Here is a 13,478-nt window from a genome sequence, read left to right on the forward strand (position 1 = left end):
CCGGACACGGCGGCGGCCCGCTGTTCGCGGCCGGCGCCGTGCTCGGCACCGGCGCCGCGGCGGCGCTCTGCGGCCGCGCCGGGCGCTGGTGGGTCGTCATCGCCGCGCCGCCGGTGGCCCTGGCCGCCCGGGCCGGTACCGCCTACCTCGCCGACCGCGAGACCCTGCGGGGCAACGCGCTCGCCTCGGCGGCGGTGCGCTGGGTGGTCGGCGCGTTCCCGGTGATGGCGGCGGCGGTGGTGGCCGGGCTGCTGGTGGTCGCGGTGCGGGCGCTCCTCGACCGGCGCGCCCGCCCGGACCGGCGCGCCGACGACCGGCACCGGCGGCGGACCGCCGGCCCGCAGAGCACCGCGCCCGCGGCCCCCGCGCCCCCGGCCGCCGCGCCTCCGGCCCCCGTACGCCCGACCCCCGTCCCCGACCGGAGGAGCCGCCGTGGCTGAGCCCCGCACCAGCCGGCTGGCCGTCGCCGGCCGCGTCCTCGCCGGCACCGTCTCGGTGGCGGTCTTCGGCGCGAGCGGCTTCACCTGGTACGAGTACCGGCAACTCGACGCCGGCGTGGTCAAGTCGGGCGCGCTCACCGAGGCCCGGAAGAACGCGCCGCCGCACCTCGACGCGTCCGTCAACCTGCTGCTCATCGGCCTCGACAGCCGCAAGGACATGGACGGCAACGACCTCCCCAAGGAGTTCGTCGAGGAGGAACTGCACGCCGGCTCCAGCGAGATCGGCGGCTACAACACCAACGCGCTGATCGTCCTGCACATACCGGCGAACGGCGGCAAGGTGACGGCGCTGTCGGTCCCGCGCGACGACTACGTGCAGACCGTCGGCGCGGACGGGAAGATGCACAAGATCAAGGAGGCGTACGGGATCGCCAAGGAGACGGCCGAGCAGAAGCTGGGCGGCAAGGGCCTGTCCAAGGCGGAACTGGAACGGCAGAGCCGCGAGGCCGGGCGGGCCGCGACCCTCCAGACCGTGCAGGCGTTCCTCGGCATCCCCATCGACCACTTCGCGGAGGTGAACCTGATCGGCTTCTACGACATCGCCAAGGCCGTCGAGCCGATCCAGGTCTGCCTCAACAACCCGGTCGACGACCCGATCGTGGCCCGGACGGCGAACCACGAGGGCGGCGGGACCGGGCTCAGGCTCCCGGCGGGCGTCAGCTCGCTCGACGCCCGGCAGGCGCTGTCGTTCGTCCGCCAGCGCCACCACCTGAAGAACGGCGACCTGGACCGGACCCACCGGCAACAGGCCTTCCTCTCCTCGGTCGTGTACAAGCTCAAGCAGCAGGGCGTGGTCAACGACCTCGGGCAGCTCCAGCGGCTGTTCGAGGTGGTGAAGAAGGACGTGGTCATCGACGACCGCTGGAACGTGCTGGACTTCGCCCAGCAGGCGCCCAACCTCACCGGCGGCAACGTCGAGTTCAACACGCTGCCGATCACCGGGTTCAGGACGATCGGGGGCCAGGAGGTCAACACGGTCGACCCGGACCAGATCAAGCGCATCGTGAAGCAGCTGTTCGGGCACGAGCCCCCGCCGCCGGCCGCCTCCGAGGAGCCCGCGCCGGCGGCGGTCCCGGCGCAGCAGCCCGCTGCCGCGCCGACCGTCACGCCGACCGTCACGCCGACCGTCACGCCGAGCGGTGCGCGGTCCGTCGCCCCCACCCGCACGCCCGCCCCCGCCCGCACGACGACCACCCCGGCCCCGTCCGCCTCCGCCACCACGGCCCCGCCCACCGCCGAGCCGACCCCCGACCTCCCGATGCAGGGCCCGGCGGTCAGGGCGGGTGGCATCCCCTGCGTGGACTGAGGCGGGACGGCCGGACGGCCGAACCCGCCTCCGCCCTCACCTTCGCGCCGGCCCGCTGTCTCGCCGGCCACCCGGCGCCGGGTGGTCTTCGCCGACCGGATCGGCCCGGCGCTCGCCTGAGGCCCGGGCGCCGGGTCCGGGCGGCACGGGACGACCCGGGCGGGGAACCGCGGTGCGGGGCCGGGCGTCTTGGGACGGGAGACGAGGGGCCGGAGTGGCGGATGGGGGAGCGGGTGGGCCGGGCGGGCTGGCGGGTGTGGGCGCGGCGGGCGCTGCTGGGGGTGTGCGGCGCCGTGCTGGCCGGGTCGGCGGCGCTGGTGGCCGTCCGCCTCGGCGGGTGGGACGACGGGACGTGGCTGGCCCTCGCCGTGGTCGGGCTGCCGTACGCGGCGGTCGCCGGCGTGGTCGCGCTCGGCGTGCTGCTGGCGCTGCGCTCGTGGTGGCCGGCGGCGCTGGCCGGTGTCCTGGTGGCCGTGCAACTCGTCTGGCTGATACCGAGGTTGGTGCCGGAGGGCGGCGGTGCTCCGGCGGCCGACGCGCCGCGGCTGCGGGTCGCGACGAGCAACGCCTTCAAGGGCCGGGCCGACGCGGCGGAACTCGTCCGGCTGGTGCGCGAGCAGCGGGTCGACGTGCTGGCGATGGAGGAGTTCGGTCCGGGGGCCGCCGAACGGCTGGACCGGGCGGGGATCGCCGAGGTGCTGCCCTACCGGGAGCTGCGCCCGGGCCGGGACACCGTGCTCTACTCCCGGCTGCCGCTGACCCCGCTGGACGGTACGGCCTCGCCGGCGGCCCGGGACGAGGTGGCGGCGGAGGTCGTGGTCGGCGGACGCACCGTCCGGCTGACGGCCGTGCACACCTACTACCCGATGGGCGACGCCGGCCGCTGGGCGGAGGACTTCGACGGATTGCGGGCGGCGGTGGCCGGCGCCGCCCGCAACGCCGTCCTGCTGGGGGACTTCAACGCCACGCTCGACCACGCGCCGATGCGCGCGCTGCTCGGCACCGGCCTCACGGACAGCCACGCCGAGCTGGGGCGCGGCGTCGCGCCGACCTGGCCGGAGTCCACCACCTCCTTCTCGGGCCTGTGGCCGGTGATCCAGATCGACCACGTGCTGCACGGGGAGGCGCTGCGCGCGGTGTCGGTGACGGAGCACACGGTGCGCGGCACCGACCACCGCGCGGTGGTCGCCGAACTGGCGGTCACCGGCTGACGCGGCGTCCGGCGGTCCTTCCTTCCGGGACGTCCCCCTCGGTGCCGCCGTCCCCGGCCGGCGCGCGATCGGTGGCCCGCCAGAAGGCGAGCGCGAGCAGGCTGACGCCGCCGCCCAGCCAGCAGACCGCCGTCCAGCCGCCGCGCTCGTAGACGAGGGTGGAGACGATCGCACCGAGCGCGCTGCCGACCGAGTAGAACAGCATGTACCCGGCGGTCAGCCGGCTGCGTGCCTCGGGGCGGACCTGGTACAGCAGGTGCTGGTTGACCACGTGCACGGACTGCAGGCCGTAGTCGATCACCACCATGGCGAGCACCAGCCACCAGACCGAGTGCGGCAGCAGCGCGGCGAGCGGCCAGGAGACGAGCATCGCGGTGAGCCCGATCGCCAGGGTGCGCCGGGCCCGCCCGCGGTCGGCCTGCCGGCCGGCGTGCCCGGCGCCGAGCGCGCCGGCGGCGCCGGCCAGGCCGAAGAGCCCGATCGCGGTGTGGCTGAGCTCGAACGGCGGCGCGGCGAGCGGCAGCACCATCGGGGTGAGCAGCACGGTGACGGCGGTGAAGACGAGCAGCGCGAGTCCGGCGCGGACCCGGAGCACGGGCACCTCGGCGAACAGGGTGAACACCGAACCGACCAGCCGCGGGTAGCGGACGCGTTCCGCCCGCCGGCGCGGTTCGGCCGGGACGACCGAGGCGAGGACGACGGCCGTCGCGCCGGTGGCGACGGCGGAGACGACGTAGACGGCGCGCCAGCCGGCGAGGTCGCCGATGGTGCCGGCGACGGTGCGGGCGAGCAGGATGCCGACCACGATGCCGCTGGTGACGGTGCCGACGACGCGGCCCTGGTCGGCCGGGTCGGCGAGGGAGGCCGCGTGGGCGACCATCACCTGGGCCACCACGGCGAGCACCCCGACCGCCGCCATGGCGAGCAGCATCAGCGGCGCCGAGGGGGCGAGGGCCACGGCGCCGAGCGCGACGACGGACAGGCCGAGCTGGGCGGTGATCAGCATCCGGCGGTCGAGGTGGTCGCCGAGCGGGACGAGCAGCACCAGGCCGACGGCGTACCCGATCTGGGTGAGGGTGCCGACCAGGCCCACCGTCGCGCGGCCGATGCCGAGGTCGTCGGCGATGAGGTCGAGCAGGGGCTGGGCGTAGTAGACGTTGGCGACGGCCAGACCGCTGGCGACGGAGAACAGCCAGGCGACGGCGGGGGAGAGCCGGCGGGCGGGGGCAGGCACGGGGGAGTGCTCCTTCGGGACGGCGTGACATCCAGGAGTGGTTTCAAAGTGCCACTGCCATACCCTCGCACGGCGAGGTTTCATTAAGCAACCACAAGGGGGCCGGAGGGCGGCGCGATAGGGTTGCACGGTGAAACCCGCTCCCCCGGGAGCGCGGAACCGCAGGCGAGAGAGGAGCGGCGCGTGCCCAAACGCACCTCGCACGAGGGTTCGTCCTGCCCGGTCGCCCGGCCGCTGGACGTCCTCGGCGACGGCTGGACGCTGCTGATCGTCCGTGACGCCTTCGACGGGCTGCGCCGCTTCGGGCAGTTCCAGAAGAACCTCGGCCTGGCGAAGAACATCCTCTCCGCCCGCCTCGCCAACCTGGTCGCCAACGGCGTCTTCGAGCTGGCCCCGGCCGCCGACGGCAGCCCGTACCAGGAGTACGTGCTCACCGAGAAGGGCCGGGCGCTGTTCCCCGTCGTCACCGCGCTGCGCCAGTGGGGCGAGCGGTACTGCTTCACCGACGAGGAGCCGCGCGCCCGCCTGGTCGACCGGGACGCGGGCGCGCCGGTCGCCCGGGTGGAGGTCCGGTCGGCCGACGGCCGGCTGCTCGGGCCGGACGACACCGAGGTGCTGCTGCCCTGACGGCACGCCGGCGCCCCGCCCACCGCGGCGGTGGACGGGGCGCGGGCGGAGGGCTCAGCAGGTGCGGATGGCCCGTACGGGCGTCCAGTCCTGCTGGTGGTTGGCGCCCCCGTCGGGCGTGAAGGACTTCAGCACGCGGCCGTTCGCGCCGTAGAACACCGACCGGGTGCCGGGTGTCCGGTTGTCGGCGTAGAACCCCTGGCCGCTCCAGCCGTCGAGGCTGTACCGGGCGCAGGCGGTGAGGTAGAAGATCTTGTAGTCACCGGCCGTCGGGTCCCACACCAGGGTGCAGAGGGTGCCGGCGGCGCACTGGTAGTCGCTGTCGGCCGGGACGTGCCCGAAGGGGGCCGCCGGTGAGACGGTCGGTGAGCCGGCGGCGAGCGCGGCGGCCCGTTCCTGGAGCGAGGGCGCGGCGGGCGCGGCCGACAGCTGTCCGGTCGGGGCGGCCGTCGTGGGCGCGGCCTGGACCGGGCCGGTGCCGGCCAGCGCCGTCAGTAGTGCGGTGAGCGTGCCGGCCGCGGCCAGGGCCGGGCGCCGGGGACGGAAGCGGGGCATGGTTCCTCCCAAGGGTTTCGGATCGGCTCAGCCGGGGGTTCCGGTGGCCGTCGAGGGCTCTTCGACGGAGGTGGTGGTCGCGGTGGTGGTGGTGGCCGGCCCGGCGGTGGTGGTCGCGGCGGTGGTCGTGGCGGGGGCCGACTTGGGGGTCGTCGTGGTGGGGGCGGGCGTGTTCGTCACCGTCGGCTTGGCCGTGGTGGGTGGCGCCGTGGTGGGTGCCGCGGTGGTCGGTGGCGCCGTCGTGGTGGGCGGCGCGGTCGAGGTGGGCGGCGCCGTCGTGGTGGCCGGCCCGGTGGGTGCGCTGGTCGTGGCTCCCGGTGAGGTCGTCCCCGGCGAGGTCGGGCCCGGCGTGGTCGTCGTCGGCCCGCCGGACGTCGTCGTGGTGCCGGTCGTCGGGCCGGACGGCGAACCCGAGGTCGAGGTGGAGGAGGCGGTCGAGGCGGAGGACGACGTCGAGGCCGAGGCGGACACCGAGGCCGTCGCCGTGAACACCTGCCAGACGGCGGGAGCCGGGACGCCGGGCGCCAGCGGGCCGCGGGGGGCCGGGGCCGGCCGGTCGACGACCTCCGCCTTCCCCGCCGACCGGGTGAACCAGCCGCCGGTTGTGACGTCCACCAGCACGATCTCGGTCACCGGCTTCGGCGCGGCGACCACGACGACCAGCGTGCTCGGCTGGAAGCCCGTCCATGCCTTGCCGGTGTACTTCGCGTCGCTGACCAGCGTCGGCGGCTTCAGCGGGTTGCCGCAGCCGCAGCGCACCCGTGGCACGCCCTGCGCGTCCACCAGTACGGCGGTGCCCGCCGCCAGCACGGACTGGTAGGCGACGGCCGCGCCGCCCTTGTAGGCGTGGTTGGTGACCCGGGTGTCCACCCGCAGGTACGCCGAGGTCAGCGAGCGCAGGTAGCCGGGGACGGCGGACTGCTGGATGCCCTGCGCCGACGCCCAGGCCCGGCCGGCGTCACCGGTCGAGGTCATCGAGACCAGCCGCTCGACGTCGCAGCTCGGCGTGTGCATCGTCCCGCCGTACACGCCCGCCGACGTTCCCTCGACGGAGTGGATGCCGGTGCCCGTGCCCGTGCCCGCGGTCCCGGTGGCCGTGGCGCCGCCCGTTCGGGTGGCGGAGGGCCCGGCGGGGGCCGGCGCCTTCACCGCCTGGGTCTCCACCGATGGGGTGAACGGTGCCGGGCCCGGGTCCTGCGGGCTCTGCAGCGCGACCTCGTTGGCGGTCGGCACGGTCTCCTCGTTTCCACCGCCGCCGGTGCTGTTGGTGACGATCAGCACCGTGGCCAGCACCGCCAGTCCGGTCGCGAAGATCACCAGCGCGGCCTTCTTGCGCGAGCGCCACCACGGCGTCGGCCGCTGCCCGGAGGGGCCGCCCGAACCCGTCGAGCCGCCACCGCCGCCCGAGGGCGGGCCGAACGGCGGGCCGGGCGGTGCGGGCGGTCCGGCGCGGCCGCCGCCCGACGGCGGGCCCGAGAGCGGCCCGGACGGCGGTCCGGAGGGCGGGCCGAGCGGTGACCCGGAGGAAGGCGGTTGGGAACTCATCGAGGGCTCCGATCGGGGGCTCCGCCGTCGCGGACGGCCGGTCCGTCCGGCCGGCGCGGGAGGCTCCTGCCACTGGCCTCCATTTCTGCCCCCGGTCCCGGTCCGTCGCAACAGCAGCGCGCGCGAGGGAGCACGCTGCCCGGGCGGTCCGGCCCGTCCTGGTCCACCCTGGTCCCAGGCGCGGGGGCGGGGCCGGCACCGGACGCGCGGGGGACACCGACCCCGACAGACCGACCCCGACAGGGAGGCCCGCATGCAGCAGCAGGCCCGACCGGGCGCGGCCGCGCCCGGCAGCGGGGCGGCCGGACCGCCCGGCGTCCTGCGCGGCTGGCTGGACGCGGCGGCGGTCGTCCTGGCCGGCCTCGCCGCGATGGCCCTGGTGGCCGCGCTCGGCCTCTGGGCGGCCGGCGCCGACACGCTGCCCGGCGGCGGTTTCCCCGCCGTGCTCGCCGGCACGCTCGCGCTCGCCGTCGGCGGATCGGTCGGCCTCGACGGCGGTGCCGGGTTCTTCGCCTCGGTCGACGCCGGGATCACCGCGATGCCGCTCTCCGTCGGACTGGCCGGCGCGCTGACCATGGCCGAGGTCTTCCTGCGCCAACTGCGCTACCGCGCGGTGGCCGGCGGCCGCGAACTGCTCGGCCGCGCCGCCCGGACGGCGGTGGTCTGGCTGGTCGCGCTCGCCCTGCTCTGCGCCGCCGCCCGGCACACCTTCACGGTGCCGCTCGGCGAGGGCCTCGCCGAGCAGCTCGGCAGCGCCCTCGGGCTCAACCCCGAGGTGGGCTTCCACGCGGATCCCGCGAGCACCCTCGGACTCGGGCTGCTCTGGCTGCTGGTCGTGCTGGCCGCGACCTTCGCGGTCTCCCGCCGGGCGCCGCTGCCGCGCTCGCTGGTGCCCTTCCAGCAGGCCGTCCGCCCGGCCGCGTTCGCGATGCTGCTGGTCCTGCTCGGCTACGTGGTGCTGGGCGTGGCGGCCGCGATCGGCACGGCCGCGGCGCACGGCCAGGCCCGGCAGGTCGCCGCCCTCGCGCTGCTCGCCCTGCCCAACCTGGTCTGGCTCGCCTTCGGCGTCGGCCTCGGCGGCGAGTGGCACGGCCACCTGGTCGGGGCGCTCGGCCTGCCGGTGCCCCAACCGCTGGCCGCCGTGCTGCGCGGCGGCGAGGGCCAGGACGGCACGGTGAGCCTCGGCACGCTCGCCGAGCAGGACGCCCGGGCCTGGTGGCTGCTCCCGCTGGCCGCCGTGCTGATGCTCGCGGCCGGGGTGCTGGCCGCCCACCGCTCACCGCGCGGGGTCCCGATCTGGCAGCACGCCGTGCGGCTGGCGGCGGCCGCCGCCGTCACCGTGCTGCTGGTCGGCGTGTGGACCAGGGTCTCCGCCGACTACGGCCTCTCCGTGCTCGGCGTCGGCCTCGGCGAGGGCGGCCTGGGCGACCTCCTCGGCTCCGTCCTCGGCCCGGCCGTCGGCGCGGTCGGCCCCGCCGCCGCCCTGACCGGTGGCACCCTCACCCTGGACCCGCGGCTGTGGACCCTGGTCCCCCTCGCCGCCGCCTGGGGCCTCCTGGCCGGCGCCCTCGGCGCCCTCGCCGCCAACCGCCTCCCCCGCCGCGGCGGGACCCGCTGACCCGAGGGGGCGGCCGGCCGACGGTCCTCCGGCCCCGTAGCGGGCCGGTGGCGGGGGTGGTCAGCCCAGGGCCTCGGCGAGAAGGACGGCGGTCGGGGGGAGGGCCTGGCCGAGGGCGCCGGGCCAGAGGCGGGGGGCGGAGGCGAACAGGGTGATGCCGGCGGCGATCATGAAGGCGCTGAGGTAGCGGATCAGGGTGCGGCCGACGGCGGGTTCGTCGGTGTGCAGCGCGACCAGGCCGGCGACCAGTCCGAGGGCGAGGAAGAGGTTGTAGAAGCCGACGTTGACCCGCCAGAGGCGGACCTGCGGCGCGTCGGCGGTGGAGCCGGTGAGCAGCCGGCGGACCCTCGGGTGGCCGTAGAGGAAGCTCTCCAGCGGCCAGACCACCAGGTGGACGGCGGCGGCGATCAGGGCGAAGACCTGGCTGACGGCGTTCATCCGGAGCTCCTGCGCGCGGGCGGGCGGACGACGGGGAGGGCCCAGGCGGGCGGTTCGGGGACGCCGGGGGCGGGGCCCACCGTGGTGGGCGGGCCGGGGGAGGCCCAGGGGCCGCCGGCCGGGGGAGCGGTGCCGGGCGGGGCGGTGGCGGCGGCCCGCAGCTCGGCGACGAACTGCAGGCAGCTCGCGAAGCGGTCCTCGGGGGACTTGGCGAGGGCACGGGCGAGCACCGCGTCGACGACGGCAGGCAGATCGGGCCGGTGCTCGCGCAGGGTGGGCGGCGGCTCGTTGAGGTGGGCCCAGAGCAGGGCGAGATCGCTCTCGCGGCGGAACGGGGGCGCGCCCGCGAGCATCTCGAAGACCACGCAGCCGAGCCCGTACTGGTCGCAGCGGCCGTCGAGCGGGCGCCCGGAGATCTGCTCGGGCGCGGCGTAGTCGAGGGTGCCGACGATCTGGCCGACGCCGGTCAGGCCGCTGAGCGACAGGGACTTCTTGGTGAGGCCGAAGTCGGCGAGGTAGAGGTGCTCGGGGTGCTCGCTGTCGGTGCCGGCGGCGACCAGCACGTTGCCCGGCTTGACGTCCCGGTGGACCAGGTCGTGGTCGTGCGCGGCGTCCAGCGCGGAGGCGATCTGCAGGGCGAGCCCGGCCGCCCGGGTGACCGGGAAGGGGCCGCTGCGGGTGATCAGCGCGCGCAGGTCGCCGCCCTCGACGAAGCGCATCGCGATGAACAGGATGCCGTCGGCCTCGCCGGCCTCGAAGACCGGGATGATGTGCGGGTGGTCGATCGCGGCGGCGGTCTGCGACTCGTGGATGAAGCGCTGACGGAACACCTCGTTGCGGGCCAGCTCGGGGGCGAGCAGCTTGACGGCGACGGTGCGGCCGAGCCGGAGGTCCTTGGCGCGGTAGACGACCGCCATGCCGCCGCGGCCGATCTCCGCCTCCAGGCGGTAGCCGGCGACCCGGCGCCCGACCAGTCCGGCGGGCAGGCTGGGCGGCTCGATGACGTCGTCGAAGTCGGCGGGTTCGCCGCGTCCGGAGGGCTCGCCGCGATCGGCGGGTCCGGCGGGTTCGGAGAGTTCGCCGCGTTCGGCGGGTCCGTCGGGTCCGGCGGGTTCGGTGGGTTCGGCGGGATCGGCGGGATCGCCGGGCCGGGCGTGGCCGGCGGTGGGCGGGGCGGGCGGTTCGACGGCCCCGGTTTCGGTGGGCGGGTGCGGCCGCCGCGGGGTCCGGTCGTCGCCGCCGTCGGGGGGCGGGATCACGGCTCCGCCAGGCGGGTGGGCTCGTCGGTGCCCGGGGCCCGGCCGGCCGGCGGGCTCGGACGGTTGCCGACGGCGTAGGTGCGCAGCTGGAGGCCGTCGCAGTAGCACCAGCGGTCGTGCACCGGGTCGTAGACCCAGAGCCGCTCGCCGTCGACGACCAGGCCGATCCGCAGGCCGTGGGCGCGGTCCCGGAAGGTCTCCAGGTCGGTGCCGCCCGCCGCGAGGTCCTCCAGCAGCGAGCGGTAGCGGGCCAGCGCGCCCTCCGCCTCGGCCAGCGCCGGGCGGGGGTCGGCGGTGCGGGCCGGCGGGCCGGTGGCCGTGGGCGGCACGCCCGGCAGCGAGACCAGCAGCCGGCCGTCCACCCAGGTCGTCCAGCCGTTGGAGCAGAGCACCTGTGCCCAGTCGCCGGTCCGGCCGATCAGCTGCAGCGGCAGCAGCGCGTCCAGCGGGGAGGTGGGCTGCGCGGGGTCCGGGGCGGCCCAGCTGGTCAGGCCGCCCGGCGGGGCGACATGGGTGGGGCGGAACGCGAGCTCGTCCATCGGCCGGGTCTTCTCACCTCCGCTCTTCTCGCTTCTCTGCTCTTCCGCCGCTGCTCACTTCCGCATGATCGCCGGCTCCTGCCGGCGCAGCAGCGCCACCACGGCGACGGCCAGCACCACCGAGAGCGCCACCAGCACGGCCAGCGCGAGCAGCCACCCGCCCCGCTCCTGGGCGAACATCGGGTCGTCGGTGATGTCGTTCGGCAGGACGGTGTGCAGGTCGACGGTGCGGGCCATCGCGGACAGGCCCCAGCGGGAGGGCACCAGCCAGGCGAACTGCTCCAGGCCGGGCACCGCGTGCAGCTTCAGCATGGCGCCGCTGAACACGATCTGCACCACGGAGAGCAGCACCAGCAGCGGCATGGTCGCCTCCTCCTTGCGGACCAGCGCGGAGACCAGCAGGCCGAGCATCATCGCGGAGAAGGAGAGCAGGGCGACCGCCACGATCAGTTCGGCCAGCGGGGGCATCAGCACCCCGCTGTGCACCGTGACGCCGCCCGGCAGGGTGGGGTCGAGGTCGACGCCGGCCAGCCCGACCACGGTCAGCACGGCGGCCTGGGCGACCGTGATGGTGCCGAGTACCACCACCTTGGAGACGAGATAGGCCGAGCGGGACAGCCCGACCACGCGTTCTCGCTGGTAGATCGGCCGTTCCTTGACGATCTCGCGCACCGCGTTGGCGGAGCCGGTGAGCAGGCCGCCGATGCAGAGCGTGAGCAGGATGTTGAGGGCGTTCTCCGAGGAGAGCCGGCTGCCCGCCATCGCCCGGCACATCACGCCGATCAGGAACGGCAGGGCGATCATCACGGTCAGGAAGAGCTTGTCGGCGGCGAGCACCGCGGTGTAGCGGCGGATCAGCGTGCCCAGCTGGGAGAACCAGCCCTGCGGCTGCTCGGGGCCGAACGCGTCGGCGGGCGCGGCGGGCGCCGGCACGGGCACGGCGGGCGGCAGCGCCCCGGCGGCCACGTAGCGCTCGTACTGGGGGGACTCCCGGAACCGGCGCTGCCAGGCCCGGTGGTCCTCGTTCTCGAAGGCCTCGAAGGCCTGCGGCCACTCGGTGAAGCCGAAGAACGGCAGCGCCTCGGCGGGCGGTCCGTAGTAGGCGGTGCGGCCGCCGGGGGCGAGCACCAGCAGCCGGTCGCAGACGTCCAGGCTGAGCACGCTGTGGGTGACCACGACGACGGTGCGCCCGTCGTCGGCCAGTCCGCGCAGCATCTGCATCACCGAGCGCTCCATGCCCGGGTCGAGGCCGGAGGTGGGCTCGTCGAGGAAGAGCAGCGAGGGCTTGGTGAGCAGTTCCAGGGCGACGCTGACCCGCTTGCGCTGGCCGCCGGAGAGGCTGGAGATGACCAGGTCGGCCCGGCTGTCCAGGCCCAGTTCGTGGATCACCTCGGAGACCCGGGCCTCGCGTTCCGCCGGGGCGGTGTCGCCGGGGAAGCGTAATTCGGCGGCGTACGTCAGGGCGCGGCGGACGGTCAGCTGGGTGTGCAGGATGTCGTCCTGCGGGACGAGGCCGATCCGGCGGCGCAGCTCGGCGTAGTCGCGGTAGAGGTCGCGCCCGTCGTAGAGCACGGTGCCCTCGTCGGCGGGGCGCAGCCCGGTGAGGGCGTTGAGCAGGGTGGACATTCCGGCGCCGCTGGGGCCGGCGACGGCGAGCAGGGCCTTCTCGGCGAGCGGGAAGGAGACGTCGTCCAGCAGCACCCGGTGGTCGGCGCCGACCCGCACCACCAGGCCCTGCACGTTGAGCGAGACCTCGCCGGTGTCGGTGTACTCGACGAGGTCGTCGCCGGACAGGCAGAGCGCGAAGTGGCCGATGCCCACGATGTCGGCGGGGCCGACCGGGGCCCGCTCGACGGGGCCGCCGTTGAGGTAGGTGCCGTTGTGGCTGCCGAGGTCGGCGATCTCGTGGCCGCCGTCCGGCAGGGTGCGCAGCTCGGCGTGGTGGCGGGAGACCACCAGGTCGTCGAGGACCAGGTCGTTGTCGGGGGCGCGGCCGATCCGCACGGTGCGCCCGGGCAGGCGCAGCACGGCGCTGGGGCGGCGGAAGGTGCCGGAGGCGGCCGGCGCGATCAGCGAGGGGCGCTCGGCGGGTACGGGGGCGGGGGCCGGTGTCGGCGCGGGCGGCGGCGCGGGGTCGGGCAGTCCGGCGAAGGTGGCGGACGGGCCGTCGGCCGGGTTGCCGAACCGCAGACGGGTCCCGGGGCCGACGTCCTCGGAGCTGATCCGGCGGCCGTCGGAGAAGGTGCCGTTGGTGCTGCCGACGTCGTCCAGGTGCCAGTGGCCGCCGGTGGAGCGCAGCACCGCGTGGTGCCAGGAGACCCGGGGGTCGTCCAGGACGATCTCGCTGGTCGGGTCGCGGCCGACGTGGTACGCCCGGCACGGGTCGATCAGCTGCGAGTCCGTGTCGGTGACGAGGACCAGGGGCGGCGCGGTGGGCGCGCCCGGGCGCTCTCCCATGCTTCGGATTCTAGTCCGGGGACGGCCCGGGGGCGTCCGGACGCCGTTCCGTACCGTCCGTCCGGTCCGATACCGCTCAATTGGACTGGACCACTGGATCGCTGCCGGGTGGCTGTCCTATCGTTCTGGTGATCGCTACCGTCGTCCGGGGCACTCGGTACGACTCCCTCGACCGCCCCGGGATGAATC

At 75.9% G+C, this 13,478-nt stretch carries 12 protein-coding genes; 5 read left to right on the forward strand and 7 right to left on the reverse strand.

Going from position 1 to position 13,478, the window contains the following annotated elements; all coding sequences use genetic code 11:
• From ABT093_RS37335 to ABT093_RS37345, 3 genes are all read left to right on the forward strand, one after another.
• A partial coding sequence (locus tag ABT093_RS37335) for a DUF6542 domain-containing protein (RefSeq protein ID WP_350571922.1) occupies nucleotides 1-440 on the forward strand: 440 nt, incomplete at its 5' end.
• Nucleotides 433-1,806, forward strand: coding sequence for an LCP family protein (locus tag ABT093_RS37340; RefSeq protein WP_350571923.1), 1,374 nt, complete (start codon nucleotides 433-435; stop codon nucleotides 1,804-1,806). The genes ABT093_RS37335 and ABT093_RS37340, both read left to right, overlap by 8 nt.
• Before the next feature lie 221 nt (nucleotides 1,807-2,027).
• Nucleotides 2,028-3,017: an endonuclease/exonuclease/phosphatase family protein gene (locus ABT093_RS37345; protein WP_350571924.1), complete on the forward strand. Its 990-nt coding sequence runs from the start codon at nucleotides 2,028-2,030 to the stop codon at nucleotides 3,015-3,017.
• Here ABT093_RS37345 and ABT093_RS37350 read toward each other — a convergent pair.
• Nucleotides 3,007-4,251 carry an MFS transporter gene (locus tag ABT093_RS37350; RefSeq protein WP_350571925.1) on the reverse strand — a complete coding sequence of 415 codons (1,245 nt, stop codon included), beginning with the start codon at nucleotides 4,249-4,251 and terminating at the stop codon, nucleotides 3,007-3,009. The genes ABT093_RS37345 and ABT093_RS37350 overlap by 11 nt on opposite strands.
• Before the next feature lie 183 nt (nucleotides 4,252-4,434).
• Between ABT093_RS37350 and ABT093_RS37355 the strand changes: the two genes are divergently transcribed.
• On the forward strand, nucleotides 4,435-4,878 hold the full coding sequence (locus ABT093_RS37355; protein ID WP_350571926.1) for a winged helix-turn-helix transcriptional regulator: 444 nt from the start codon (nucleotides 4,435-4,437) through the stop codon (nucleotides 4,876-4,878).
• A gap of 54 nt (nucleotides 4,879-4,932) precedes the next feature.
• On the opposite strand, the gene ABT093_RS37360 is transcribed toward ABT093_RS37355, so the two are convergent.
• Together ABT093_RS37360 and ABT093_RS37365 are read right to left on the reverse strand one after the other, a co-directional pair.
• Nucleotides 4,933-5,433, reverse strand: coding sequence for a hypothetical protein (locus tag ABT093_RS37360; RefSeq protein ID WP_350571927.1), 501 nt, complete (start codon nucleotides 5,431-5,433; stop codon nucleotides 4,933-4,935).
• 27 nt (nucleotides 5,434-5,460) lie between these two features.
• Nucleotides 5,461-6,978, reverse strand: a complete 1,518-nt coding sequence (locus tag ABT093_RS37365) for a DUF6777 domain-containing protein (protein ID WP_350571928.1) — start codon at nucleotides 6,976-6,978, stop codon at nucleotides 5,461-5,463.
• Nucleotides 6,979-7,231: 253 nt separating this feature from the next.
• Between ABT093_RS37365 and ABT093_RS37370 the strand changes: the two genes are divergently transcribed.
• Nucleotides 7,232-8,596: a streptophobe family protein gene (locus tag ABT093_RS37370; RefSeq protein ID WP_350571929.1), complete on the forward strand. Its 1,365-nt coding sequence runs from the start codon at nucleotides 7,232-7,234 to the stop codon at nucleotides 8,594-8,596.
• Between the two features lie 60 nt (nucleotides 8,597-8,656).
• On the opposite strand, the gene ABT093_RS37375 is transcribed toward ABT093_RS37370, so the two are convergent.
• The 4 genes from ABT093_RS37375 to ABT093_RS37390 all read right to left on the reverse strand — a co-directional run bounded on the left by ABT093_RS37375 (nucleotide 8,657) and on the right by ABT093_RS37390 (nucleotide 13,289).
• Nucleotides 8,657-9,034, reverse strand: coding sequence for a DUF1304 domain-containing protein (locus tag ABT093_RS37375; protein WP_350571930.1), 378 nt, complete (start codon nucleotides 9,032-9,034; stop codon nucleotides 8,657-8,659).
• Entirely contained in the window at nucleotides 9,031-10,035 is a 1,005-nt protein-coding gene (locus ABT093_RS37380) for a serine/threonine-protein kinase (protein ID WP_350571949.1), read from the reverse strand. The genes ABT093_RS37375 and ABT093_RS37380 overlap by 4 nt, the downstream gene beginning before the upstream one ends.
• Nucleotides 10,036-10,289: 254 nt before the next feature.
• On the reverse strand, nucleotides 10,290-10,832 hold the full coding sequence (locus ABT093_RS37385) for an SH3 domain-containing protein (RefSeq protein WP_350571931.1): 543 nt from the start codon (nucleotides 10,830-10,832) through the stop codon (nucleotides 10,290-10,292).
• 54 nt (nucleotides 10,833-10,886) lie between these two features.
• Nucleotides 10,887-13,289, reverse strand: a complete 2,403-nt coding sequence (locus ABT093_RS37390; RefSeq protein ID WP_350571932.1) for an FHA domain-containing protein — start codon at nucleotides 13,287-13,289, stop codon at nucleotides 10,887-10,889.
• Nucleotides 13,290-13,478 lie beyond the last annotated feature (189 nt).

Origin of the sequence: Kitasatospora sp. NPDC002551, from assembly GCF_040296005.1 — a bacterium.
Taxonomy (GTDB): Bacteria; Actinomycetota; Actinomycetes; order Streptomycetales; family Streptomycetaceae; genus Kitasatospora.

What these genes read in the sequence shown, in the direction of transcription:
- ABT093_RS37390 (WP_350571932.1), bottom strand. Translation starts at nt 13,289, where the DNA reads ATGGGAGAGCGCCCGGGCGCGCCCACCGCGCCGCCCCTGGTCCTCGTC.
- ABT093_RS37370 (WP_350571929.1), top strand. Translation starts at nt 7,232, where the DNA reads ATGCAGCAGCAGGCCCGACCGGGCGCGGCCGCGCCCGGCAGCGGGGCG.
- ABT093_RS37375 (WP_350571930.1), bottom strand. Translation starts at nt 9,034, where the DNA reads ATGAACGCCGTCAGCCAGGTCTTCGCCCTGATCGCCGCCGCCGTCCAC.
- ABT093_RS37385 (WP_350571931.1), bottom strand. Translation starts at nt 10,832, where the DNA reads ATGGACGAGCTCGCGTTCCGCCCCACCCATGTCGCCCCGCCGGGCGGC.
- ABT093_RS37345 (WP_350571924.1), top strand. Translation starts at nt 2,028, where the DNA reads ATGGGGGAGCGGGTGGGCCGGGCGGGCTGGCGGGTGTGGGCGCGGCGG.
- ABT093_RS37360 (WP_350571927.1), bottom strand. Translation starts at nt 5,433, where the DNA reads ATGCCCCGCTTCCGTCCCCGGCGCCCGGCCCTGGCCGCGGCCGGCACG.
- ABT093_RS37365 (WP_350571928.1), bottom strand. Translation starts at nt 6,978, where the DNA reads ATGAGTTCCCAACCGCCTTCCTCCGGGTCACCGCTCGGCCCGCCCTCC.